Origin of the sequence: Acinetobacter junii (genome assembly GCF_018336855.1) — a bacterium.
Taxonomy (GTDB): domain Bacteria; phylum Pseudomonadota; class Gammaproteobacteria; order Pseudomonadales; family Moraxellaceae; genus Acinetobacter; species Acinetobacter junii.
The window spans coordinates 970,684-997,095 of sequence record NZ_CP059558.1 but is presented as its reverse complement, the minus strand read 5'-3'; the positions used below and the strand labels follow the sequence as shown (position 1 = coordinate 997,095).

At 37.8% G+C, this 26,412-nt stretch carries 24 protein-coding genes; 9 read left to right on the top strand and 15 right to left on the bottom strand.

Going from position 1 to position 26,412, the window contains the following annotated elements; all coding sequences use genetic code 11:
- Nucleotide 1 precedes the first annotated feature (1 nt).
- The 3 genes from H2677_RS04750 to H2677_RS04740 all read right to left on the bottom strand — a co-directional run bounded on the left by H2677_RS04750 (nt 2) and on the right by H2677_RS04740 (nt 4,416).
- A complete protein-coding gene (locus H2677_RS04750) occupies nt 2–2,416 on the bottom strand; it encodes a DNA internalization-related competence protein ComEC/Rec2 (RefSeq protein WP_212639256.1) in 2,415 nt (804 codons plus the stop codon).
- Nucleotides 2,417–2,501: 85 nt separating this feature from the next.
- Entirely contained in the window at nt 2,502–3,188 is a 687-nt protein-coding gene (lolD, locus tag H2677_RS04745) for a lipoprotein-releasing ABC transporter ATP-binding protein LolD (protein WP_004913635.1), read from the bottom strand.
- Nucleotides 3,181–4,416 (bottom strand): lipoprotein-releasing ABC transporter permease subunit, encoded by a 1,236-nt coding sequence (locus H2677_RS04740; protein WP_004959849.1) that lies wholly within the window; start codon nt 4,414–4,416, stop codon nt 3,181–3,183. The genes lolD and H2677_RS04740 overlap by 8 nt, the downstream gene beginning before the upstream one ends.
- 25 nt (nt 4,417–4,441) lie before the next feature.
- Between H2677_RS04740 and H2677_RS04735 the strand changes: the two genes are divergently transcribed.
- Nucleotides 4,442–5,014 (top strand): PilZ domain-containing protein, encoded by a 573-nt coding sequence (locus tag H2677_RS04735; protein WP_004952935.1) that lies wholly within the window; start codon nt 4,442–4,444, stop codon nt 5,012–5,014.
- Nucleotides 5,015–5,024: 10 nt separating this feature from the next.
- Here H2677_RS04735 and H2677_RS04730 read toward each other — a convergent pair whose 3' ends face one another.
- Together H2677_RS04730 and H2677_RS04725 are read right to left on the bottom strand one after the other, a co-directional pair.
- On the bottom strand, nt 5,025–5,912 hold the full coding sequence (locus H2677_RS04730; RefSeq protein ID WP_212639255.1) for a DMT family transporter: 888 nt from the start codon (nt 5,910–5,912) through the stop codon (nt 5,025–5,027).
- A gap of 7 nt (nt 5,913–5,919) precedes the next feature.
- A complete protein-coding gene (locus H2677_RS04725) occupies nt 5,920–6,390 on the bottom strand; it encodes a YaiI/YqxD family protein (protein WP_004913645.1) in 471 nt (156 codons plus the stop codon).
- A gap of 227 nt (nt 6,391–6,617) precedes the next feature.
- Between H2677_RS04725 and H2677_RS04720 the strand changes: the two genes are divergently transcribed.
- Complete coding sequence (locus H2677_RS04720; RefSeq protein WP_212639254.1) at nt 6,618–7,556, top strand: hypothetical protein; 939 nt, start codon at nt 6,618–6,620, stop codon at nt 7,554–7,556.
- Nucleotides 7,557–7,593: 37 nt separating this feature from the next.
- The gene (locus H2677_RS04715) at nt 7,594–7,737 is read left to right on the top strand and encodes a hypothetical protein (protein WP_004913649.1); all 144 of its coding nucleotides are present in this window, start codon (nt 7,594–7,596) and stop codon (nt 7,735–7,737) included.
- Between the two features lie 58 nt (nt 7,738–7,795).
- Here H2677_RS04715 and serC read toward each other — a convergent pair whose 3' ends face one another.
- Entirely contained in the window at nt 7,796–8,875 is a 1,080-nt protein-coding gene (gene serC / locus H2677_RS04710; protein ID WP_004959857.1) for a 3-phosphoserine/phosphohydroxythreonine transaminase, read from the bottom strand.
- Nucleotides 8,876–9,220: 345 nt separating this feature from the next.
- Between serC and H2677_RS04705 the strand changes: the two genes are divergently transcribed.
- The 4 genes from H2677_RS04705 to H2677_RS04690 are packed head-to-tail and all read left to right on the top strand — an operon-like array spanning nt 9,221 to nt 14,082.
- Nucleotides 9,221–10,717 carry a TolC family protein gene (locus H2677_RS04705; RefSeq protein WP_212639253.1) on the top strand — a complete coding sequence of 499 codons (1,497 nt, stop codon included), beginning with the start codon at nt 9,221–9,223 and terminating at the stop codon, nt 10,715–10,717.
- A gap of 12 nt (nt 10,718–10,729) precedes the next feature.
- On the top strand, nt 10,730–11,839 hold the full coding sequence (locus H2677_RS04700; RefSeq protein WP_212639252.1) for an HlyD family secretion protein: 1,110 nt from the start codon (nt 10,730–10,732) through the stop codon (nt 11,837–11,839).
- A gap of 3 nt (nt 11,840–11,842) precedes the next feature.
- Nucleotides 11,843–12,973, top strand: a complete 1,131-nt coding sequence (locus H2677_RS04695) for an ABC transporter permease (RefSeq protein ID WP_212639251.1) — start codon at nt 11,843–11,845, stop codon at nt 12,971–12,973.
- Entirely contained in the window at nt 12,970–14,082 is a 1,113-nt protein-coding gene (locus H2677_RS04690) for an ABC transporter permease (RefSeq protein WP_212639250.1), read from the top strand. The genes H2677_RS04695 and H2677_RS04690 overlap by 4 nt, the downstream gene beginning before the upstream one ends.
- 24 nt (nt 14,083–14,106) lie before the next feature.
- Here H2677_RS04690 and gyrA read toward each other — a convergent pair whose 3' ends face one another.
- Nucleotides 14,107–16,839 (bottom strand): DNA gyrase subunit A, encoded by a 2,733-nt coding sequence (gene gyrA / locus H2677_RS04685; RefSeq protein WP_004952913.1) that lies wholly within the window; start codon nt 16,837–16,839, stop codon nt 14,107–14,109.
- A gap of 222 nt (nt 16,840–17,061) precedes the next feature.
- Between gyrA and H2677_RS04680 the strand changes: the two genes are divergently transcribed.
- The gene (locus H2677_RS04680) at nt 17,062–17,658 is read left to right on the top strand and encodes a hypothetical protein (RefSeq protein ID WP_212639249.1); all 597 of its coding nucleotides are present in this window, start codon (nt 17,062–17,064) and stop codon (nt 17,656–17,658) included.
- A gap of 45 nt (nt 17,659–17,703) precedes the next feature.
- Here the strand turns inward: H2677_RS04680 and H2677_RS04675 are convergent, their stop codons facing one another.
- From H2677_RS04675 to xerA, 3 genes are all read right to left on the bottom strand, one after another.
- The gene (locus H2677_RS04675) at nt 17,704–18,636 is read right to left on the bottom strand and encodes an electron transfer flavoprotein subunit alpha/FixB family protein (RefSeq protein WP_004952903.1); all 933 of its coding nucleotides are present in this window, start codon (nt 18,634–18,636) and stop codon (nt 17,704–17,706) included.
- A gap of 17 nt (nt 18,637–18,653) precedes the next feature.
- Complete coding sequence (locus H2677_RS04670) at nt 18,654–19,403, bottom strand: electron transfer flavoprotein subunit beta/FixA family protein (protein WP_212639248.1); 750 nt, start codon at nt 19,401–19,403, stop codon at nt 18,654–18,656.
- 438 nt (nt 19,404–19,841) lie between these two features.
- Nucleotides 19,842–20,729 carry a site-specific tyrosine recombinase/integron integrase gene (gene xerA, locus H2677_RS04665; protein ID WP_171053812.1) on the bottom strand — a complete coding sequence of 296 codons (888 nt, stop codon included), beginning with the start codon at nt 20,727–20,729 and terminating at the stop codon, nt 19,842–19,844.
- 164 nt (nt 20,730–20,893) lie between these two features.
- On the opposite strand from xerA, the gene H2677_RS04660 reads away from it, so the two are divergent.
- On the top strand, nt 20,894–21,505 hold the full coding sequence (locus H2677_RS04660) for a LysE family translocator (protein WP_075696257.1): 612 nt from the start codon (nt 20,894–20,896) through the stop codon (nt 21,503–21,505).
- 41 nt (nt 21,506–21,546) lie between these two features.
- On the opposite strand, the gene H2677_RS04655 is transcribed toward H2677_RS04660, so the two are convergent.
- The 5 genes from H2677_RS04655 to H2677_RS04635 form a co-directional block, all read right to left on the bottom strand.
- On the bottom strand, nt 21,547–22,149 hold the full coding sequence (locus H2677_RS04655; protein ID WP_212639247.1) for an alpha/beta fold hydrolase: 603 nt from the start codon (nt 22,147–22,149) through the stop codon (nt 21,547–21,549).
- 73 nt (nt 22,150–22,222) lie between these two features.
- Nucleotides 22,223–23,077, bottom strand: a complete 855-nt coding sequence (gene dapF, locus H2677_RS04650) for a diaminopimelate epimerase (RefSeq protein WP_004913683.1) — start codon at nt 23,075–23,077, stop codon at nt 22,223–22,225.
- 5 nt (nt 23,078–23,082) lie between these two features.
- On the bottom strand, nt 23,083–24,333 hold the full coding sequence (lysA, locus tag H2677_RS04645) for a diaminopimelate decarboxylase (RefSeq protein WP_125298421.1): 1,251 nt from the start codon (nt 24,331–24,333) through the stop codon (nt 23,083–23,085).
- A 42-nt stretch (nt 24,334–24,375) separates the two neighbouring features.
- A complete protein-coding gene (gene lptM / locus H2677_RS04640) occupies nt 24,376–24,591 on the bottom strand; it encodes an LPS translocon maturation chaperone LptM (protein ID WP_004913686.1) in 216 nt (71 codons plus the stop codon).
- A 115-nt stretch (nt 24,592–24,706) separates the two neighbouring features.
- Nucleotides 24,707–26,119 (bottom strand): amino acid permease, encoded by a 1,413-nt coding sequence (locus H2677_RS04635; RefSeq protein WP_126131928.1) that lies wholly within the window; start codon nt 26,117–26,119, stop codon nt 24,707–24,709.
- Nucleotides 26,120–26,412 lie beyond the last annotated feature (293 nt).

The window sequence follows — 26,412 nt, the reverse complement described above, 5'->3', positions numbered from 1 at the left end:
TTTATTGCAACCGAGTTAACCATTTACGTTGTTGTCTGTACATGGAAATTACGGTATTTGCATGATTGATTTCAAAGGAGATCGATCCGTTTTGGCTGGTCGTCAACAATGGAATATTTAATGCTCGCAATCTTTGCTGTAATTCAATACTCGGATGACCATAACGATTTTCAAAACCTGCGGAAGCGATTGCCAATTTAGGTTTAATTGTTGCTAAAAAATCATAAGCTGAACTATGTTTGCTTCCATGATGCCCCAAAACAATGACATCTACCTCTAAGTCTGGATATTGCTTTAATAGCTTATATTCTGTTTCCCAACCTGCATCCCCCATAATTAAGAATTTGCGATACGGTTTGGCATGTTCAAACTCAATATACACAACACATGAATATTCATTTTGTTGATTTTGAACATAACTCAGCTCCTCTATTTTTGGAGATAGAATCTCAACCTGAGCTTGAGCTAAATTCCATTTTTGACTTTGATGACAAAAAGAAAAATTATCTTTAAATGGCAATTTGTCATTTTTCTCATTGGCATAAACTTTTGTGATCTCGAAGGCTTGCTCAATATATGGGAAAGCACCACTATGGTCTTGATCGAGATGTGACAAAATCATTTGATCTAATTTTTCGATGCCCTGCTGTCGAAGAAATGGAACAATGACTCGCTCACCTAAACTGAACATCTCTTCATTATATGAACCACCAGTATCTATCATTAGGTTATGCTGAGCTTGTTGTAAAAATACAGATTGTCCCTGCCCCACATCTAAAATGGTTAGCATAGTCTTTTGTTGTTTTGCACCGAATAAAATAGGTAAGAAACAAACTAAACCCCAAGATTTAGGTATCGTTCCTTTCGGCATAAATAAAATAAAAATCCCGACACTCAAAGCGAATAATGACAATGGGATATAACTTATACCTTGTAAATCAGGTGTCAGTGACATCAAAATATCTAATAATCCGATTAGTATGCTTAACAACATATTATTGAGGGTGAATAAAACTAGACCTAATGAAGGAAAAATTAGCCAAATACATGCAGCAAAAATATCTAGAGGTACAACCAACATGCTTAATATCGGGATAGCAATCAGATTACTGAGTGGTGCAATCCAAGCAATTTGTTGGAAAAAAATGATGACTAAGGGCATTAAGGCAATAAAAATTTTCCATTGTGATTCGATCAAAATCTTGATTGCAAACTTTGCATCCTCAGTTCTATTTTTTATTTTGTCTTTTGGTAGAGTTCTGATCGTTTGATAAATTCTCAATAGGATGAAACATGCACCGTAAGATAACCAAAAGGCAGCCGACAAGATACTAAATGGATCATAGATGAGAAATAAACACGCGCTATAAATTAGTAACTGAAAAGGCTGAATCTCTTGCCTTGTGATAACGAAAAAACTTGCCAAGGCGACCGTCAACAACGTCCTTAAAGCTGGAATTTCAAATCCAACGAAAGCCACGTAAACCATGACACTAAATAAAAATGGAAAAACCAAAATAATCTGACGAGGTTGCCATAGATATAAGTTTGGAAAATAATGCTGTAAAACTCTTTGCAATCCCCATGTCAGCATGATTGCAAAAATCAGCACATGAGGACCTGAGATCGCCAATAAATGTGAAATCCCAAGTTGCTGAAATTTTTTCTTTAAATCTTTAGCTAATAAACTTTCATCACCAGTAAGCAACGTAAGCAACAATCCTTTGTGTTGTAAATTTGAATGAGCAAGCATTTGCCTAAATTCAAATCGCATTATTTCAATCTTAAGACCGATTTTCTCCAAAAAATGGTCTTGCTCCTTCAAATATTGCAAATGACCAAGCCTATAAACCTCATCTTGGCTTAAAGGTACGATTTGTTCGACTAAAAATGCTGACATTAAATTTTGTTGTAAGAACCATTTTTCTTGATCAAAAACACCTTGAACGGCATAACTGTGTGCGGGTTTGATTGTTCCGTAAACTCGATAATAGCTCCCCAATACAAAAGCTTCTGGCTGATGATCCTTCTCCTTTATGTACATCAACCAATTCACTACTTGATCATGTCGATTTAAAACTACGGCTTGCTGTATAACACCATCTTCAGAGAGTTCACTTATTTTTCGAATATAAACAACAGCCTCAAATGGTTGCGATTTTAACTCGCGTAATTCGAGCCTTTTTTCTAGAGCTTGATCTGCATAGTGATACCCCGCGCAAAACATTGCCCAGATCGCAGTGATCAATAACAGTGACTTGTAAAATGGGGAATGCCCTTTATTTTTTATTTTATAAAAAATAAATAGAAGAGTCGCAATACAGCACCAAATCCACCAAGTAGAATTAATGATTTCAAAATCACGTCCCATAGCTGAAATACCCACAATCCAGCCAATCAATATAATTTTCAACATGTATTTATAATTTAAGTTTTTGATTTTTCTGAGGGCAAAATTAAAGCCCTTTTTCAGGGCTTTAACAAGTGATCATAGAAAATATTTAAGCCTGATCAATCCATAAACCATCTTGCATATGCAAAATTGAATCTGCCGATTTTGCTAATTGCTCATCATGGGTCACTATAAGCATTGCCATATTGAGTTCTTTTTTTAGATCAGTCAGTAATTCAAAAATACTCAATGCAGTTTTCCGATCCAAATTACCTGTTGGCTCATCGGCTAAAACTACCGCAGGCTTAGTGACCAATGCTCTGGCTAAAGCAACACGTTGGCGTTCACCACCGGATAACTCACCAGGTTTATGTTCCATTCGATGAGACAATCCAACACGATCAAGAAGATATTCAGCTTGTTTTTTCACGTCTTTATAATTGCTTTCACCACGCAACATTAAAGGCATAGCGACATTTTCTAAAGCAGAAAATTCAGGCAATAGATGATGGAACTGATAAACGAAACCTAAATACTGATTTCTCTTATAACCACGCTCAGCCTCACCTAAATTGTCAAAGCGTTGTCCTTGTAAAAAAACTTGCCCTTGTGTAGGTTGATCTAACCCACCCAAGACATGCAACAAAGTACTTTTACCTGAACCACTTGAACCAACAATAGAAACAAACTCACCTGCATTGACCTGCAATGACAAGCCCTTAATCACTTCAACTTTGGTTTTACCATCATCAAAATGTTTAAAAACATCTTTAGCTTCTAAGACAATTTTACTCATAACGCAATGCCTCAGCAGGTTGGACTTTGGCAGCACGTAATGCAGGATAGATCGTTGCCAAGAAACTTAATAATAAAGATACAGTCACAATCACGACAACATCTTGCCATCTCAAATAAGAAGGTAAGTAATGTACGAAATAGGCATCAAATAAGTTCAATCCAAGTGCTGTATTGAACCATGAAATAATGTCACTGATCGTAAGTGCAAGTGTTACGCCTAGAATCGTACCTGCAATCGTACCAATCACACCAATAACAGTCCCCTGCACCATGAAAATTTTAGTGATCATAGACGGCGAAGCGCCTAATGTACGCAAAATTGCAATATCAGATTTTTTATCCGTTACAACCATGACCAAAGAAGAAACAATATTAAATGCAGCTACAACGATAATCAGTACTAGAAGCAAACCGACTAAAGTTTTTTCCATTTGAATGGCATTAAATAAGTTTCCATGCGTATACGTCCAATTCGATGCATAGAAATTACTTGGTAACTGACTGACAATTTCATCTGCAACCTTAGGAGCAGCAAAAATATCATCTAGTTTTAAGCGAACACCTTGAGCACCGTCAGGTAAACGCAATAATGTCGAAGCATCATTCAAGGCGATATAACCCACCATTGAGTCTACTTCTGCGCCAACACTAAAAATACCAACGATTTTAAAACGTTTAAAACGTGGTACTACACCTGCTGGTGATGGCGTTGCTTCTGGTAGAACAAGAGTGACACTATCATTTAAGCCTAAACCTAATGCATCAGTCATATCCTTACCGAGAACGATACCAAACTCACCCTTTTTTAATGCACCTAAGTTGCCTGCAACCATATGATTCTGAATGATTGAAACCTTTTTTTCATACTCAGGTTCAATCCCTGTCACCATAATACCTGCAACTTGCCCTTGAGCAGTCAACATCCCCTGTAATTGGGTAAATGGAGCCACACCTGTTACATGCGGATGATCCTCAACTTTTTTTACAAGCTCAGGCCAATCTGTTAGAATTTGAGTAGAAGAAACAGTAGCTTGGGGAACCATTCCAAGGACACGGTTTTTAAGCTCACGGTCAAAGCCATTCATTACAGAAAGTACTGTAATCAACACTGCGACACCAAGCGTTAAACCAATCATGGAAACCAAGGCAATAAAAGAAATAAAGTGATTACTCCGCCGAGCACGAGTATATCTCAACCCTATATACAGCGAGATTGGCTTAAACATACCATCTAGTCCGAGGTGATTTATTATGGAAAATTCACAACATCATCTTGTTGACGACAACACTGAACGTCGAGTGATGTCTCGTATTGATGCCGTGTTGAGAATCAACTATCAAATCATTCCTGATGACGTTGCACTGAATGATCCCTATGATTCTCACTTTGTTTTGCCACGCTATTTTCTACTACTTGCAGAATTAGATCAATTTGATCATGCGTTTCGCTACGAATTAGAACAATTAAATGAAAAAGATCAACAAATTGCTCGTATCTTATCCCTATTTAATCAAAAACTAAATTTGATTACAGGATCTTTCTACGACAATATCGTGCAATCCCTACTACCTGTACCAGAACAAGTAAATTTTTCTGAAAATGGACTAAGTTTTTTTAGCGCTCAAGATATTAACGAAGGTACATACATTCACATCACGCTTAGCCACCCAGAGAACTTCTTTCACATCGCAGCTACAGCGCAAGTTGCATATAGCAATCCAGATGAACAAGGAAAATTCCGTATAGGTGCATACTTTATTACTTTGAATCCACAAGACAGAGCTAAATTGGCCGAAACCATTCAACAGTCTGAAAACCCTTAAAAGCTCATCTTTACATTCGACGGTAAGCTCTCAAATCCTTGATAAAATAGAGTAGCAAACCAAACAACACGATACTTGCACCAACAAAAACTTGTACTGATAGCTGCTCATTATTCAGAAAGGCACCGATCAATATTGCTAATAAGGGCGTCATCACAGTCGTTAAAGACAAAGTGGTCGGTTTGAGATTTTGTACTAGTTTAAAGTAGCAAAACATTGCAATCAGTGATGCCATGATCACCGTGTAGAATAAAGCCAGTAAAGATTTTGCTGAAGGCATCTGTGTTGGAGCATATTGCCAAATCCAAGGCACAACAAGAATCGCAATCAAAGTCGAAACCAAAATTGATCCCGTCGCTTGTGCCATAGCTTGAATATTTGCATTTATCTTTTTGACTAAGAAAATCGAGAGTGAATATGCAAATACACTTACAATCATGAGTCCAATACCCAATGGTTGGACATGGTTCTGATTATCACTCAAACAAATCAAACCTAAGCCAATGATTGAGACAGCCATACCTAACCATTGCAATAATGCTAGTTTCTGCTGAAATCCAAAACGACCAATCAAACCAGCCATAATAGGTGCTAACCCAAACATCAATGCAATTAAACCTGAACTCAAGTAAGCCGTAGCCGCATACGTAAAAATCTGAGATCCGATTAAGCTCAATGAGCCTGCGATGTAACTCAGTATTGAAACTTTATCTACAGGAAATCTTACTTTTAAAATCAACAGGACGACGATGGCTAGTGGCAAAGCAATAAAGAAACGCAGTACTAAAGCCCACATGGGATGTAAATCAGATACACTCCAAACAATCGCCAATGGGGTCGTCGCCCATATAAAAACGAGTAATCCATAAGTTAGAATCAGATTTGTACGTGAGGGCATATCATACTCAAGAAGCGGTTTTACGTTTTTGCTTTAAAATGGTTTGGTCTAAAGAACTTGAAAACTCACGCTTATCTCTTTCAGAAATTGGAGGAGGTCCTCCTGTTTGAACACCAGCACCACGCAAGGTATCCATAAAATCTCGAAGATGTAATCGGGCTTTTACATTTGCAGTAGTATAGATTTCGCCACGAGGATGGATTGCAATTCCGCCTTTCTCAATAACCTGTGCAGCCAAAGGAATATCTTGCGTGATGACAATGTCATTTGGCTGCATACGTTCCACGATTTCCTGATCAGCACGATCTGCCCCACTCATAACCTGAATAGATTTGATTCGTACCGAAGGTGTAATACCGACATTTTGATTGGCAACGAAAGTTACTTCCAATTGATAACGATCTGAAGCACGAAGAATCACTTCTCTTAAAATCTTAGGCAAAGCATCTGCATCTACCCATAATTTGAATGGCAGCACGTAAGCGAAAGCTCATATAAATAAAATGCTAGTGTAGCAGATTGCTAGAAAAGTAGAGGGAAATTGAGCAAAGCAATCATTAAGACTCAATTGATTTGCTGTCTAAGTTTAAAACCCATTTTTTCACATAAATGAATTAATTTTATAGATTTACATATCGAGACTTGAAAAATCGATGTTACCCTCGATTTAATAGTATAAGTTCAATCTTTCCAGCATTACGATTTATGAAAATTCAAAACAGTCCAGAAATCATTACAATTCAAGATGAAAATTTCGGTAATCACGCTGAGCATTGGAACTTATTAACAGATAATCCTGCATCTGACGTACCTAAATGGTTAGGTCTGGCGTTAGATACTCCTGTTATGCCTATGGGATTGTGCACAGAAGAACATGAAATGGATCAATCATTTTGGTTGATTCAAGGTCCAAGTGATCAATCGATTGCAATTAATCAAATTATCGCTGTTGAAGATCAAAAACCACGTGCTTTAAAAACTGCATTTCCAAGTTTCCAAAGCCCGTATAAATACGATGCACAGATTGAACGAATTATTACCTGTAAATCTGCAACCCAAGCGGTATTAAGACTAAATTTAAATAAAAGTACGACTATTTATGCATTTGATAATTTATTTAGTGTTAATCGCTGTAAATATGGCAAAGATGAAACCTATCAAGTCCAATTTAATGCTTGGGCATATGAATTAGAAGCGGTGTCAGAAGATGAAAAAATCATTGTTGATGACCCTGCTTCAATTAAACACCACCGTGCATTAAATGCTATTCTGGCTGAGCATAATGGAATTGCACCTGAAAACTTACAAGAATTGATTAATGCTTGGGAACCAAAAACTCCTGAAGATCAAGAACCTGTAACTGTCGACTTTTCTAAAATGGTCGCTTATTTATTTGGTGAAACATTAGGGCAAGAAGATGAAGCTTGGTTCCAAGGTAATATCGTTGGTAAAACTTCAATGCAGTTTATGCAAGACGAATATACCCTTTACGATGTCACTTTAGTTTTAGAGGATACATTACCTGCAATATTAATCCGTATTGCAACCAAAAATGATTTGTATAAAAACTTTAACATTGGTCAATATATTCGCGGCAACCTATGGATTCAGGCGAATATTTATGCTAAAACTGCTATAAAGTGAAATAAAATCACATAAATAGCAATTTTTAGGCGTTCTAATGAAAATTATACCAGAACAAACGACCACCAGTCTTATTCATTCAAGTGACCAAGGCCTTAAACTTGACGTTGGTGCTTTTTGCTTTTTTCTACTTGGTATGTTTTTAGCAGCACTTATTTTTCATCAAATTGGCATTTTCTAAAAATTTCATTCTTGTAAAAAAGCCCTCTTTTTCGAGGGCTTTTTTTATTTTTCAGCGATTAACCATGGCGTTTTGCAAAATCATCCATAAAGTTAACTAATGCCTGTACACCTTCAAGTGGCACAGCATTGTAAATACTTGCACGCATACCGCCTACTGAACGATGTCCTGCAAGGTTAAGCAAATGTTGCTGCTCCGCTTCTTTTAAGAATGTCTTTTCCAAAGCTTCATCAGCAAGCGTAAATGGAACATTCATCATTGAACGATTTGGAAGTGCAATCGGGTTGTTATAGAAATCACTCGAATCAATATAACCATAAAGAAGTTTTGCTTTCTCTTGGTTGACTTTGTAGATCGCATCCACGCCACCTTGTTCAAGTAACCATTCAAAAACTAAACCAGATAAATACCAAGCATAAGTGGCTGGAGTGTTAACCATTGAGCCATTTTTAGCTTGATCGTTATATTTCAAAATACTTGGAATTTCAGGTTTTACTTGATCCAACAAATCATCACGAATAATGACAATCGTCAATCCTGCAGGGCCAATATTCTTCTGAGCACCCGCATAAATTAAACCAAATTTACTTACATCTAGCGGAGCAGACAAAATACTTGATGAGAAGTCACATACCAGTGGCTTTTCAACATTTGGAACACCTGCAAACTGTAAACCACCAATCGTTTCATTATCTGCATAATGTACATATGCGGCATCAGCAGATAAGTTCCAAGTTGCTTGGTCTGTAATTGCATGCTTACCATCAATCAAAGTACCCGCTTCGATCACATTAATGTCACCGTAACGTTTTGCTTCTTTCAACGCTTTTTCAGACCAAATCCCTGTATGGATATAATCAGCTTTATTATTTTTACCCAACAAATTTAATGGAATCGCTGAGAATTGAAGGGATGCCCCACCTTGAAGAAAAAGTACTTTATAATTTTCAGGAATGTTCATGAGCTTACGTAAGTCAGCTTCTGCCTTTTCTGCAACAGCAACATAGTCGTTACTACGATGACTCATTTCCATGATCGACAAGCCTTTCCCCTGCCAATCCAACATTTCCTGTTGAGCTTTTTCTAAAACGGCAGTAGGTAGTGCAGCAGGACCAGCGCAGAAATTATAAGCACGCATGAGTTTTCCCTTGTGAAAGTGAAACAAATTGAGATGGGAATTTAATCATAGATTGGCGAAGCTTGCAGCAGCTTATCGCTTAAATATTTAATTTTATCTGCAAAATTTTTCGTTCATTCAACTATTTCTTTTTTTAAATACATTCAATTTCAGCGATTCATTATTATGTTTTATTCAAGTGAATATGATTATTTCATTGAATCTAGACTAGATTAAAAACTCTAATTTTTACAATTTAACTACACCAATTCAGGTTATATAACTATTTAATTAAAAACATAATATTTTAATTTTACAAAAAGAACTTAGACTAACGCGAGTATTATTAAATTGCGACAAGCTCAAATGTTGAAACAAAATAATCGACCAAATTTAAGGGTCAAACGGTTTCAAAAAAAAATAAGCATGTGTATCCATATAATCACATGTAGTTTTTTTACAAGTTCAATATTTGCTCAAACTATTAGCTATAGTGAAGCTGAGCAATATATTGTTGAGAATGCATATAGCACACAAGCACAAAGAGCCTTGCAGCAATCAGCTCAACTAGAAATGGATGCAATAAAAAATCTTGGGCTCCCCCGTATTGATCTCAATGCAACTGCCTATTCCTTTCATAGTGAAACTAGCGTCCCATTAGAGTCAGGCAAACGTCGTTTGGAAAACTCACTTACACGCGGATTTGATGAAAAGCTTTCTCAATGGGAAAACGTATTATCACCAGAAGTCATTGATCAAATAAGCCAAGGTTTTGATCAAGTTGTTAGTGATGGTCTAAATAAAGTACCCAATAATGTTGATGTAACCGTCAAAGATCAGGATGTAAGAACTTCAGTTTCTATGGTCATGCCATTATATACAGGGGGGAAAATCTCAAGTGCCAAGCAAATAGCGACTTTGCAGGCTCAACGCTCAACAATTAGCGAGAAACAACAGCAAGATGCTCAGCGTTTTGAAATGATCCAAGCTTATTTTAATGCCCAACTACAACAGCAGTTATCCAATGTCAGCCTATTTAATTTTAATGCGATGCAACAGCATTATAACAATGCCTTAAAACTTGAAAAACAAGGGTTTATTAATAAAGGACAACGTATGCAGTTTGAGGTTGCCTTAAATAATGCTGATCGGGCTTATCAAAACGCACAATCTAACCTACAAGCAAGCTTGTTTAGTTTAAAAAATTTACTCAAAACCAGTGATCGTCTTAGCTTAAGTACACCATTATTTGTAAATACCACTCAAAAAAATGATTTAGAAACTTTTCTTAGCAATTATGATCAAAACTCAAGTTTAGTAAAAAAATTACAGATGGATACCCAATTGGCAAATGAAAATATCCGTATCCAGCAAGCAGCCAAAAAACCAAGTGTATTTGCCTTTGGTGAATACGGGTTAGATGATAAAGAAAATTGGATTATCGGCGTGATGGCGAAATACAATTTATTCTCTGGTATTGATAAAAATAAAAATATTCATGCTGCTGAATTGAAACGATATGCAGCAGAAATGATGACTGAACGCACCAAACAAGAAATCGAAAATATTTTATATAAATCATATAGTGAGTTGAATGCATCTCAAACAAGTCATCAACTCTTAATCAAAAATACTCGTGCAGCCGAAGAAAACTTACGTATTCAACAATTATCTTTTAAAGAAGGTATGGGAACAGCAACACAAGTTATCGATGCACAAAATGCGCTGAATGCTTTAAAAGGTGAAATGGCGATAAATGCTTATAAATACATATTATCTTTAGCAACATTATTACAAAGCTACGGTTCAATCGAAGAATTCAAGCTTTATGTGAACCAACCTCGTACGGATTATATTCGTTAATTGGAGTACATCATGAATCAAAATATTTCATCACCCAATGTAGAAGATAATTCAAATAACGAGATCGTTGAAAACTCAACAGACAGTCAAATTGATCATTCTAAAACTGATTCAGGTACACCATCACCACCTTCAAATAATACAAAAATAAAAATCCTGATCGTCATTATTATCTTATTACTCTTGAGTTTGATTGCTTTTGGCTTATGGAAAGCTTATCAACCAAAATCAATCGAGTTACAAGGACGAGTAGAAGCTGAAACTGTTCATATCAGTACCAAAGTTCCTAGTCGTATTGAAGAATTCTATGTCACTGATGGACAACCAGTAAAAAAAGGACAAGCTCTTGTTCGTTTCATAAGCCCTGAACTTGATGCAAAAAAAGAACAAGCTCAAGCAGCATTACAAAGCGCACTCGCTTTTCAATCAACAATTTATAGAGGTTCTCAACAAGAAAACATTGATACGCTATACGCTAACTGGCAAGCAATGAAGACCCAAGCTGACCTAGCTGCAACGACTTACAAACGAGGGGAAATCCTTTATCAACAAGGTGTTATTTCTCGTCAACGACGAGATGAAATGCTTGCAGCTCAAACCTCTGCAAAAGAAGCCTCTGAAGCAGCTTACCAACAATATGCACGCGCCAAACGCGGCAGTACAGAACAACAAAAATCAACCGCTGATGCTCAAGTTGCTATTGCTCAAGCCGCGGTGAATGAAGCAAATGCTTTAACTGCCGAAACAAAACTTTATGCGCCAATTGATGGCACTGTTTCCAAAACATATGGTAAACCAACTGAATTTGTTGCTACTGGTGTACCTGTAGTCAGCATCCTTGAAGATCAGGAATTATGGGTCAGCCTCAATGTAAGAGAAGATCTCTACAACTCAATCTATAAATCAAAAATCTTAGAAGGCTTCATTCCTGCATTGAATCAAAGTGTGACATTTAAAGTAAAGAAAATCGATGCTGAGGGTGAGTTTGCAACGATAAAAACTACGCGACAAACAGGTGGATATGATATTCGAAGCTTTAAATTCCATCTAAGCCCTACAGAAAAAATTCCCGATCTCAAAGTTGGGATGAGCGTTTTATTTAATATCGAAGAGGCAAAGTAACACATGCTTGCCATAATGCTTCGTGAAATACGCTATTTAAAGCGCTATAAAGCTGATTTATTTATGGCAATCATCGCGCCATTATTGGTTATTATACTTTTTGGCAGCATGTTTTCAGCTGGTAAACCTGATCACTTACCCATCGTTGTAATTGATCAAGATCAAAGCGAGATGAGCCGAAAAGTTATTCATGCTTTGAGCGTGAATCACACTATAAAAATTAAAACGATTACAACCAGTCAAGATGAAGCAGAACAATTAATCAATAAAACAGATGCTTGGGGTTTTGTATTTATTCCTGAAGGTGCTGAGCAGCGCTTAGTTAGTGCACAAGATGCACAAATTAGTATTGCTTATAATCAATCTTTCTTTAGCGTTGGGAATACAATCTCATCAGCGATGTTGATCAGCACCTTAAATGGAATTGCTGAATATATGGGAGATGATTATTTGTCAAATACCATCCCCTATATAGAAATGCCTACACCTCACATAAAAATATCCACTTTATATAATCCTAATATGAGTTATGAACTGTTCTTGGAGCCATTTATGGTGCCAGCAGTTTTACATTTATTATTATGCTGTTGTGTTGCTTTTGCAGTTGGTCAGGAATTTAAACGTAATACATTTAATCAATGGGTTACTGGTGGAAATGCAATCCACACTTTACTCGGTAAATTGTTAGTTTATGTACTCATTTTTTGCTTTTGGACTTGGTGTTGGATGTTTTGGCTATCGAATATCCGAGGTTATTTCATAGCAGGTTCCATCTGTTTAATCCTTACCGCTCAATTTTTCTTGTACTTCGCCTATGCCATCATTAGTAGTTCTGTAGTATTGGCGACGCAAGATCTGGCAAAAACCTTTGGCTTTTTAGCTTTGTATGGTGGTTCTTCTCCTAGTTTTTCAGGAATCACCCTCCCCCTAAATAATGCACCTGTATTTACTCAAATTTGGTCAATGCTGATTCCCTATACACCTTATGCAAAGTTACAAACTGAACAATGGGTGATTGGTAGCGATCCAATAATTTCACTTATTCCACTTTCTATCTTAATTGCTTTCTCAGCATTGTTCTTCTTTGTGAGTATTCGCTTACTTCGAAAATTGACTCAGGAGCAATGCGTATGAAAACATTTTTAAATTATTATCTGCAAACCTTTAAAAATATTGCAGCAAATACCTCAATCTTCACCACGCTCATTGCTGCTGTCATTTTATATAGTTTTTTTTATCCAACTGCTTATAAAGCACAAACAGCGGAAGATATTCCGATTGTTGTCGTAGATGAAGAGCAAAGTGTTTTAAGTTCAAAAATCATTAGCCAAGTTTCAAATAGTCCTCATGTGAAAATCATGACGGTAACTGATAATTTCTTAGAGGCAAAAAAATTAGTTCAAAACCAGAAAGCTGAAGGTATTTTACTTTTACCCAACAATCTGACCAATAGCATCACACGTGGTGAAATGGGAGGTATAGGTCTATATTTAAGTACAGCTTATTTCATTCAAACGAAAGAAGTTGGCATAGGTTTAGCAGGTTCTATTGAAGCAACCTTACAAGAATTTTTGGAAAAATTCGGTGATGCAACTCCTTTTAAACCAGAACTTTCTATTCATCAAATTCCGCTCTTTAATACATTATCTGGATATGGAAGTTATATTTTTCCCGCTGTTGCGAGTTTAATCATTCATCAGACGCTGTTATTAGGTCTCGCTATGTTGATTGCGAGCTATCGTGAATCAGGTTGGATCGCAAAACCAATCGAGTTTTGGGCAACTTTTACAGCAATTCTCACAATAGGTTGTCTTGGTTGTTTATACCTCTTCGGTTTTACATTTTGGCTTTATGACTATCCTCATGGTGGAAATTTCTGGGGAATGCTGCTTGCAACGCCAGTTTATGTAAGTTGTATTATCGGTTTAGCGATGCTGGTTGGATCTTTAGTAGATATGCCTGAACGCGTAGGACATTTAATTGTTGTTACCTCAGTCCCTCTGTTCTTATTAACAGGTACTGCTTGGCCACATGCAGCTATGCCTGAATGGATGCAATACTTAGCTTGGACTCTTCCATCTACATATGGTGTTCAAATGTTTGTGCAATTAAATCAAATGGGTGTACCTACAGCAATCGTGATACCTAAACTGATTTATTTAGCAACTCTTGGTGGAATCTTGTTGGCTTGCTCTTATTATCGTTTAGTCATGCTAAAGCCAATAAAAAAGGAAGCTAATTAGCTTCCTTTTTTAACAACTTATAACTTAAGCTTCTGGAGTATCATCTTTAGGTTCTACTAAAGCTTCCTCAGAATTTACTGCATCAAGCTCAGTATTTTCTACCGATTGCTCTATAGTCTCTAACTCTTCGTCTTCTTCTACAGCTTCAATAGATACAACACCAACTAATGTTTCAGCGTCACTCAATCGAATCAGACGAACACCTTGTGCGTTACGACCTGTGGTTGCCACTTCTGCTGCACGTGTACGAACCAAAGTACCACCATCAGAAATCAACATCAGCTCTTTGGTTTCATCAATCGATACAGCACTGATTAACTCACCATTACGCTCACTCGTTTTAATCGCAATAACACCCTTACCACCACGTTTCTTGGTCGGGAAGTCATCAACTGGAGTACGCTTACCATATCCATTTGCACAAGCACATAACACTTCACCCGTTTCTGGAACAACAACAAGTGAAACAATACGGCTTACAACATTTGAATCGGAAGAATCGTCATTATCATCGCTGTCATCGTTTTCAACTTCAGCATCTTCTACATCGATCGTGTTACTTGCAAAACTAACACGCATACCACGTACACCTTTCGCAGTACGTCCCATTGCTCGAACATCTGTCTCAGCAAAGCGAATCGCTTTACCTTCATTTGAGAACAACATGATCTGCTGATTACCATCCGTAATCGCAACACCGATCAAGGTATCTTCTTCGTTTAACTCAATAGCACGTAAGCCATTAGAGCGAACATTACTAAACTGTTCTAACTCAACACGTTTAACCGTACCTGATGCCGTAGCCATAAACACATAGTGATTTTCAGGGAACTCAGTCAACGGTAAGATCGCGGTAATTGTTTCATTCGCTTCCAAAGGTAACAAGTTCACCATCGGGCGTCCTTTAGCACCACGAGAGGCTTGAGGTACCTCAAACACTCTCAAGCGATAAACTTTACCAACATTTGTAAAGCACAATACTGTCGCGTGGTTCGATGCAACAATCAAATGCTGAATAATGTCATCATCTTTCATTGAGGTTGCAGATTTACCACGACCACCACGACGTTGAGCTTGATAATCCGAAAGTGGTTGAGTTTTTGCATAACCTGTTTGAGAAACAGTGAGTACCACTTGTTCTTCAGGGATTAAGTCTTCACGACAGAAATCAACACCAGATTCAACGATTTCTGTTCGACGTGTATCACCATACTGTTGCAGGATTAAAGCAAGTTCTTCACGAATTACGTTCATCAATAAATTAAAGTCATTTAAAATCGCTGTTAATTCAGCAATTTGCCCTAAAATCTCAGTATATTCAGCGTGTAACTTATCTTGTTCAAGACCCGTCAAACGATGTAAACGTAATTCAAGAATCGCATTCACCTGTGTTGGTGATAAACGATAAATATCTCCTGACAGACCAAATGGACGTGCAGGATCTTCCCCTTCAATTTCATCTGGACGAACTGAAATAGCACCAGCTTTTTCTAGAAGTGCGACAACACCACCACCAGCCCATTCACCAGCCTGTAAACGCTCACGTGCTTCACTAGGATTGGCAGAAGTCTTAATGGTTTCAATAATGGCATCAATATTCGCTAATGCAACAGTCAAACCTTCTAAGATATGCCCACGTTCACGTGCTTTGCGAAGCTCATACATGGTGCGGCGTGTCACAACTTCTTGGCGGTGACGGATAAATGCCGCAATAATATCTTTAAGATTCATCAATTTTGGCTGACCATTATCTAGGCAGACCATATTGATGCTGAAAGAGTTTTGCAGTTGGGTGTGTAAGAATAAATTATTTACAATGACTTCCGCGTTTTCGCCACGCTTCAAATCAATTGCAATACGCATCCCTTCCTTATCTGACTCATCTCGAAGTTCAGAAATTCCTTCAAGTTTCTTTTCTTTAACCAGTTCAGCTATACGCTCAATCGTTTTTGCTTTATTGACCTGATATGGAATTTCAGTAAAGACGATAGTCGTACGACCCGTTTTCTGATCTTCTTCGAAATGATACTTACCACGGATATGAAGACGACCTTTACCCGTACGATAAGCATCTACAATACCTGATTTACCGTAAATAATACCGCCAGTTGGGAAGTCAGGACCAGTAATATGCTCCATCAATCCTTCAATAGAAATATTCGGATTATTGGCATAGGCTAAACAAGCATTGACGACCTCGGTCATATTATGCGGCGCCATATTGGTCGCCATACCCACTGCAATACCTGTTGTACCATTAATCAAAAGATTAGGAATACGAGTTGGCATCACTTGCGGAATACGCTCAGAACCGTCGTAGTTATCTTCCCAATCAACCGTGTCTTTTTCTAAGTCGGCCAAAATTTCATGGGTAAGCTTTTGCATGCGGACTTCGGTATAACGCATTGCCGCCGCACTATCGCCATCGACAGAACCAAAGTTACCTTGACCATCGACCAACATATAACGCAAGCTAAAATCTTGCGCCATACGAACAATCGTTTCATAGACTGCACTATCACCATGAGGGTGATATTTACCGATTACATCACCCACTACACGAGCAGATTTTTTATACGCTTTGTTATAATCATTGCCCAATTCGTGCATTGCGAATAATACGCGACGATGAACAGGTTTGAGACCGTCTCTCACATCTGGCAATGCACGAGATACGATTACGCTCATTGCATAATCTAAATATGAATGCTTGAGTTCGTCCTCAATGGCAATCGGTCTGATTTCCGATACGCTCATGCATACTCCTTGTTTACAGATAGAAACATCTACCTGTTTTTTATGTCTTCAATCTTACAAAAATTTAGCTCAAGGGCTTGAACTAAAAATAAAAATACAATGGAAAATTATAGCATAAAATGCTCGCAAGCTGGGAGTTTTTGATACAAATAGATTGTCGTATTTTCTTTATTTATATAGAATTTGCGGAAAATTATTAAGCAAAAATTTATTTCGGGAAATATGTCAAAACCAAATCAAAATTATCGCTACCGCGTCTCAAAACGCATGTTTAAATACTACAATCAAGAAAATCATAATATACTCTTTGGAATTGGTCGTATGCTTTGCAACGCACCATTTTCAAATGTATTTTCTCAGCATATTTTCCCCATAAAGAACAAACATAGAAAAATTGACATAGACTTCCTAAAACAAATAGTTATCCCATATCATTTAGATTATTTCCGCAATAATATACATTATACAGTTTCAACAAAGCAGATCACTCATTTACACGAAAATGAATTGCAATGGGTTCTTGAAGTCTTTCAATCAACACAAATTAACCGCTATATTGCCAAACAACTCACCCACACATTACACAACTTCCAATCAACTGAAAACCTAGAAGAAATATTCAAATATGGCATTGAATATATTTCATGGAAACTGACTGATAATCTTACCTTTATGAATAATGACTGGAGTATCAAATTTCCGACGTGGAAATGTGAAATTTCCTCACCTTACTACAAATATCATTTATTAATTATGCAGTTAACACATGGTGTAGTTGTTATATCCTTTTGTTTCCCTATTTTAAACTCTTCCCAATAAAAAACGCTCCCTTTCGGAGCGTTCTTTCACTTTATTCAGAACGAATTAAAGTTTAGATACCAATTCTGGTACAACAGTATTCAAATCACCAACTAACCAGTAGTCAGCAACGCTGTTGATTGGTGCTTCTTCGTCTTTGTTGATAGCAACAATAACTTTAGAATCTTTCATACCAGCTAAGTGCTGGATCGCACCAGAGATACCGATCGCCATGTATAGATCAGGCGCAACGATTTTACCAGTTTGACCAACTTGGAAGTCGTTAGGTACGAAACCAGCATCAACTGCTGCACGTGATGCACCTTGTGCAGCACCAAGCTTGTCAGCTAATGGGTCAAGTACTTTATGGTAGTTCTCACCAGAACCTACACCACGACCACCAGAAACAACGATGCGCGCAGCAGTTAATTCTGGACGATCAAGTTTCACGATTTCTTCGCTTACAAACTTAGAAATACCAGCATCTTTCGCTTCAGCAACAGCTTCAACAGCAGCAGAACCACCTTCAGCAGCTACAGCATCAAACGCTGTACCACGAACTGTACCAACGATAATTGCTTCATCTGATTGAACAGTTGCAATCGCGTTACCAGCGTAGATTGGTCGTTTAAATGTATTTGCAGATTCTACAGAAATGATATCTGTGATCATGCTTACATCAAGAAGTGCAGCAACACGTGGAAGAATGTTCTTACCAGTTGTTGTAGAAGCAGCTAATACGTATTTGTAACCTTTCGCTAAATCCGCAACTAAAGCAGCTACGTTTTCAGCCAATTGGTTTGCATAAGCAGCATTGTCAGCAAGTAATACTTTGCTCACACCAGCAACTTTAGCAGCAGCATCAGCAACTGCTTGAGCGCCAGAACCAGCTACTAATACAGTAATATCACCACCGATTTTTTGAGCTGCCGCAACAACGTTTAAAGTTGCACCGTTAAGTGTCTGGTTGTTGTGATCAGCGATAACTAAAATACTCATGATTGTATCCTTCTGTATTAGATCACTTTCGCTTCGTTTTTCAATTTTTCAACAAGCTCGTCTACAGACTTCACTTGTACGCCAGCTTTACGTTCAGCAGGTGCTTCAACTTTAACAGTTTTAAGTTTAGTACCAGTTGCAACGCCATAATCAGCAGGAGATTTAGTATCAAGCGGCTTCTTACGAGCTTTCATAATGTTTGGAAGAGCAGCATAACGTGGCTCATTCAAACGTAAGTCAGTTGTGATGATTGCAGGAAGTGCAAGCTCAACAGTTTGTAAACCACCGTCGATTTCACGAGTAACTTGAACTTTACCGCCGTCAACCTTAACTTCAGATGCGAAAGTACCTTGACCAGCACCAAGTAAAGCGCCAAGCATTTGACCTACTTGGTTAGAGTCGTCATCAATTGCTTGTTTACCAAGAAGAATAAGTTCTGGTTTCTCAGCATCAACAATGCCTTTGAGGATTTTAGCAACTTCTAGAGCACCAATTTCATCAGCAGTTTCAACTAAAATACCACGGTCAGCACCTAAAGCCATTGCAGAACGGATTTGTTCTTGAGCATCTTTAGGACCCACTGAAACAACAACGATTTCAGAAACTGTTCCTTTTTCTTTTAAGCGAACCGCTTCTTCCACTGCGATTTCACAGAATGGGTTGATTGACATTTTAACGTTAGTAAGGTCAACCCCACTATTGTCCGGCTTAACACGAACTTTAACGTTGGCATCAACCACACGTTTTACAGCGACAAGAGCCTTCATGTAATCCTCGGCTGTTCTAAGCAAGTAAATGTAGTGAAGAGTATTCTAACTCTTCGTTTGAAACTTTTTAGGTGCCCTATCTTGCAATGTATTTGGCATTTCGGTCAAGTCACAATTTCTGCTCGGGGTAGAAAAAAGATGAAATGCTCAGTTCAATTATTTGTAGTTGTTGATGTAATTGAATTGCTGTGTATTTAATAGGATATTCATTAGACTTTGATTTTTTTAATATTTTAATATAATTCAACAACCTAAATATCGACTATTTTTTAAATTTGATGGATCTGTAACGGATCATTTCGAGCAAATCAAATCCCCTTTTAGACTTCAAAAAATATTGGCAATAAAGTAAGAACCCAAAACGGACATGATTCACTCTCATCACATTTTAATAGTCGCTTATTAATCACCCAACTTTGCAACATAATATAACCAAATTTAGTCTTTTTGAGCCCGTGGATGGGTTTGATCATAAACTCTTGCCAATTGATCAAAATCAACATGAGTATAAATTTGTGTAGTAGACAAATTGCTATGTCCTAACATTTCTTGCACTGACCTTAGATCACCACTTGCAGATAACATATGACTGGCAAAACAATGTCTCAACAAATGAGGGTGTAAATCAACATTCACTCCAGCTCTTTGTGCTTGTAGCTTGACCCGATTCTCAATTTGTCGAGGGGTAAGTCGATTACCACGTTGTGAGATAAAAACAGCACTATCTAAGTTAAATTCACCTTGCCAGATTCGATAAATTTTCAGCCATTCAATTAGACTATCTTTCGCTTTCTGACCAAACGGAACGATTCGAGTCTTATTGCCTTTACCTGTAATTCTTAACAATTGACGATTGAAGTCGATATCTTTAATCATCAAACCTTGTAATTCAGCGAGCCGCAGTCCACTGGAATAAAGTAATTCCAGTATCGCTTTGTCACGCAGCCACAACTGCTGTTCAATTGGTTTATCTGGTGGAGCTTGGTCTAAAATTTGATGTACAGTTTCAATATCGACCATACCTGGCAAGGGTCTAGGCTGTCTTTTTAACTTAAAATCTTCTGATGGATTTTGTTGTAAATATTGTCCTTGCTCAGCCCACTTCATAAACTGGCGTATTGAGGTCAAATGACGCTGCAAACTGCTTGAACTCAACTGATCTTTTTCAACACGATTTGCCAAATATTCGCGTAAGTCAGATGCTTCAATATCGTATAAAGCTAAACTCTTGCTGTCACAAAAGTTAAAAAAATCAGTAAGATCACGTTGATAAGCTTCAATCGTATGTTCTGACTGATTTTGAATAATTCGTTCTTTTAACCACATTGATAGCAGTTTTTCAGGAGCTTCCAAGCTATATTCTCTTGTTTGCATGTGCTATTTATAGCGTAGTTTAACAAATTTTTATTCATTAAAGATTATACAAGCATCGAAGATGAACAATTGATGTAATACAATAAATTTCAAGTTTCGAGCGGTGGCTTTATATAATGCTTACTCTTCTGATCCCTTACCTGATTGCAATCACTTTACTCACCATTACACCTGGATTGGATACAACTTTAGTTATTCGCACAGCAACTATTGAAGGAAAAGCTAAAGCCTTTCAAGCAGCTTTGGGTATCACGCTAGGCTGTATTGTTTGGGGTGTAGTTGTTGCTTGTGGGTTAGGTGCGCTTTTAATGACTTCTGATTTGGCATTTAACATGCTGAAATGGATGGGAGCAGCCTACTTAGCTTGGCTTGGTTTAAATTTACTATTGAAACCACGAACTCAACTTGCAGATATAAATGATACGACGAATACTCAAAATTGGTTTGTTAAAGGTTTTTTGGGAAACTTACTCAATCCCAAAGTAGGTGTCTTTTACCTCTCCTTTCTTCCTCAATTTATTCCACACACTGCTTCTCCTGTGATTTGGACGATGGGCTTAGTCATGATCCATGTTGTGATTGGGATTATTTGGTCTATCATTTTAATCTCTGCGATGCAATCAATCTCTGCTTACCTAAAACGACCAAAGTTTATTAAGTATATGGATCGTATTACTGGCAGTATTTTTATCCTGTTTGCCTTAAAACTAGCATTTAGTAAAAGATAATCAATCCAATAGCGTGTTTGTGGAACACACTCGACATAAAGCTAAATAGTTTCTAAAAACCTATTAATTTGCAACGCGACTTCATTGGCACATTTTTCTGCCAACTGATGATCACCACCCTCGACAATATATAAATTAGATTTTTCAATTAAATGATTTAGATACTTACCTACCTCAACGGGGCTAATTGGATCATGATCACCCCAAATCAATAAGGTTTTGATATCTATCGAGGATATGAATTCCTCGTAATTGATGCTGGCTGTGATAAACCAGTTCGGATATTCTGCGTATTCTTGCTGATAAAATTCACGCCAATCTTGAACCTGAAACTGATCTAAATTGACCCCACCCGAGGTTGCAATCAAGATTAAACCTTTTATTAAAGAGGTTTTTTCTAGTGCAGCTTTGATTGCAAAGATTCCACCCATTGACTGTGCAATTAAGATTGAAGGTTGTTGAATCTGCTCAACAACATAATCACTCAAATCATCAAAACTGTTTATATCAGGATGTGCAGCCACACCATGGAAACTTGGATAGGCAATCACTTGCTTTGTGTAAGTTTTGGGAAGTTGTGCAATTAAAGGATACCAAAATTGTGTATTACCTGAAGCGCCTGGAAGAAAAACCAAGTTATTCATTATTGTCCTTGAGACTTATTATTCTTAGAGATAAACACCCTACTAATTGCAAGGTGTTTATTTACCACTCAATTTAGCTTTGGAAATATCTTAAATCAAGACGCGCATCATAAACATGCGTGGTTGGACCTGTCATCCACACCACATCGCCTTCACGCCAAGCTATATGTAATTTCCCACCAGCTAACTGAACTTCAACTTCATTAGCGAGTAAACCACGGCGCATACCACTGACAGCAGCGGCACAAGCACCTGTACCACAAGCTAAAGTCTCACCTACACCACGTTCAAACACACGTAAGCGAATATGTTTTTCATCAACGATTTGCATAAAACCAGCATTTACTCTTGCTGGAAAACGAGCATGTGATTCAACTTGAGGACCGATTCCTGCAACATCAGCCGTTAATACATCTGGCACGATCGTAACTGCATGAGGATTTCCCATGTTAACGACATCAATGTTGATGCTTTTATTATCAGCAAGACCCAGTTTGTAAAGACCTTCAGTGTCTTCGTGTTCATCCGTTAGGAATGGAATCTCAGCTGGAAGAAACTTCGGAGGACCCATATTGACACGTACCCAACCATTTGCTCCCAATTCAGGCTCTACAATACCTGCTTTTGTTTGCACACGAATCTTGGTTTTAGTCGTCAGTTGGCGCTCATGTACAAATCGAGCAAAACAACGCACACCATTACCACACTGTTCAACTTCAGAACCATCTGCATTAAAAATACGGTATTTAAAGTCAGCATCTGGAAAATCAGGCGGTTCAACGATAAGTAACTGATCAAAGCCTACGCCAAAATGACGATCAGCTAAACGCTGAATCGTGACTGTATCTAAATAAGCGCGTTGGGTGACAAGGTCAACAACCATAAAATCATTGCCCAAACCATGCATTTTGGTAAATTCTAAATACATCCAATTTACTCCTCAGGCAATAAACGTTCTTTTTCCCAAAGTGATTCGATGGTTTCACGCTCACGTATTAAATAAGCTTGATCACCACTGACCATCACTTCAGCAGCACGACCACGTGTATTATAGTTTGAGCTCATTACAAAACCATAAGCTCCAGCACCCAATACTGCTAAGACATCATTTTCTTGCAGCGCTAAATCACGCTGTTTCCCCAAGAAATCACCTGTTTCACAGATCGCACCGACCAAATCCCATGTTTTTACTTCAACATCTGAATGTGGGGCAACAGATTGAATATCCATCCATGCTTCATATAAAGCAGGACGAATCAAATCGTTCATTGCTGCGTCAATAATTGCAAAATTTCGATGATTCGTTGGTTTCAACAAATCAACCTTTGTTAATAATGCACCTGCATTTGCAGAAATACTACGACCAGGCTCCATATAAACTTTCAAACCTAGTTTTTCTAATACAGGGCGCATCGCATTTGCATATTCAGCAACGGTTGGCGGTGTTTCATCTTTATAGCGCACACCTAAACCACCACCAATATCAATATGTTTGAGGTTGATGCCTAACTTTTTCAACTCTTCAATCATTAAAACCACACGATCAAGCGCATCAACGAATGGCTTGGTCTCAGTCAACTGTGATCCAATATGACAGTCGATCCCGACAATTTCTAAGTTTAGTAAAGACGCTGCGTATTGATAAGTTTCATACACTGTATCGCTTGGGATACCGAATTTATTTTCTTTCAAGCCTGTTGAAATATAAGGATGCGTCTTTGCATCAACATCTGGATTGACACGCAATGAAATCGGAGCTTTTTTTCCAAGTTTAGCTGCAACTTTCTGAATACGATCAAGTTCAGCATAAGATTCAACATTGAAACAAGCGATGCCAACATCTAATGCTTTTTCAATGTCTGCTTCTGACTTACCCAAGCCTGAAAAAACGATCTTCGCTGGATTACCACCCGCCGCAAGAACGCGCGCAAGCTCTCCACCAGTCACAATATCAAAACCAGCACCTAGTTTTGCCAAAACATTAAGAACAGCTAAGTTTGAGTTTGATTTCACCGCAAAACAGATTTGATGATCAATAAAATCAAAAGCACGATCCATATCTAGATAATGTTTTTCCAAAGTTGCTTTGGAATAAACATAGAGTGGCGTGCCGAATTGCTGCGCGAGCTGATCAAGTGAACATTGCTCAGCATGCAATACGCCATTAATGCGAGTGAAACTCATGAAGATGTCCTTATTTACAAACTTAAGGTGAGATGGTTTTGACTACTGTGATGATGATGTTGAGTTTTCAACTTGAGTATCATCATCCTTTTGATCAGATGAGCTTTGAGATTGCGATGCATCGTTTTTGTAAAGCAAATACTTTGCTCTTTTATCATGGTTTGGATCAGACGGTAACTGTAAAGCACCAGATTGACCACACGCTGTTAATACAATACTGCTAAACAATAAACTGATCGAACAAATGACTTTAAGCATCTGAGCACCTAATTTTTACAATTCGGAGCAGTATAGCGTGAACCTCAAATTGGCTAAAGTCCAAACATAAAAAAACGCCAACATAAGCTGACGTTTTCATATATCACGGTTGATCTTATTTTTTCTTTGCGAAGAAATAACCAATGATCAGAATAATGAACCAAATTGGACTGACAATCAGAGATTTTCGAGTATCTTCATCCAATGCTAAAACGCCAATCGTACATAAGAAGAAAATAATCACGATCCAGCATGTCATCACACCACCTGGCAATTTAAAAATTGACTGCTCATGAAGTTCAGGAGATCGTTTGCGGTAGTTCATATAACTCCACATAATGATGATCCAAACGCAAATAAACAAAATCGTAGATAAGGTCGTTGCCAAAACAAATGCTGTTACTTCATCGTTAGTTCCGCTTTGTAATTTATATACAAACTGAATCAATGCACCGATGAAAATACAGATCGCGGAGAAAATCAATGCATTTGCTGGAACAGCTGCTTTAGACAAACCTGCAAATAGTCGAGGCGCTTGTTTATCTGTTGATAAACCAAAAAGCATACGACTCGTTGAGAATACCCCACTGTTCATAGATGACATTACCGAAGATAACACCACCAAATTCATAATAATTGCAGCAGAGGCAATACCAGCCTGAGAGAAAATATTCACAAATGGGCTGACTTTAGGATTAATCTGATCCCAAGGCGTGACACTCATTACGACAAAAAGAGCCAAGACATAGAAAATGATAATACGTATTGGAATCGAGTTAATCGCTTTGGGTAAGTTTCGCTGAGGGTCTTGAGTTTCAGCAGCCGTAGTTCCGACAAGCTCTACCCCAACAAATGCAAAAATTGCAATTTGGAATCCTGCAAGGAACCCTTCGAAGCCTTTAGGAAACATACCTCCATGCGTCCATAAGTTTGAAACGCTGGCTACAGTTCCCGATGTATTGGTAAAACCTGTGAAAATCATCCATAAACCCACAAGGATTAATACAATAATCGCTGTGATTTTCACCATTGCAAACCAGAATTCCATTTCACCAAATAACTTCACGGTAACGAGATTCAGACCCAATACGAATGCTATGGCAACGGTACTAATTAACAAACCACCTAAAGGCGTAAATGACTGTCCACCATTAAAAAATTCGAGGTAATAAATGATCGCGGACAGGTCAGCAATACCAATCGTGACCCAACATAACCAATACGTCCAGCCAACGAAATAACCTGCCCACGGACCGATCAAGTCAGTTGATAAATCAATAAATGATTTATAGTTTAGGTTTGAAAGCAATAATTCGCCCAATGCACGCATGACAAAGAACACCATCAAACCAATCAACATGTAAATAAATAGAATTGATGGGCCAGCTAAACTAATCGTTTTGCCTGAACCCATAAACAATCCTGTTCCAATTGCGCCACCAATTGCAATCAGTTGAAGATGTCGATTAGATAGACTACGGTGAAGCCCACTTTGCTCGTTGACCTCACCTAAATTTTGATTCGACATTTTTACAAAAACTCTCCAGTATCTTTCGTTCATTAGCTAATGATCAAATCAAAATGACAATTCGCACCATTTAATGGCATCTTCTTGCACTGTAAATTGTTTTGATGATGTTTTAGCTAACCAATTTTCTGTCTGTACAACTCAACATTTCAAGTTAAATACAAATGGGCCTGATCATACGCACAAGGATGTACCAACTCAATGCACTTTTTTGACTCCATATTTTTCAATAGCTTAAAAATTAGGCAATAAAAAAAGCAACCTCTGAAGGCTGCTTTTTTATCTAGATTTTT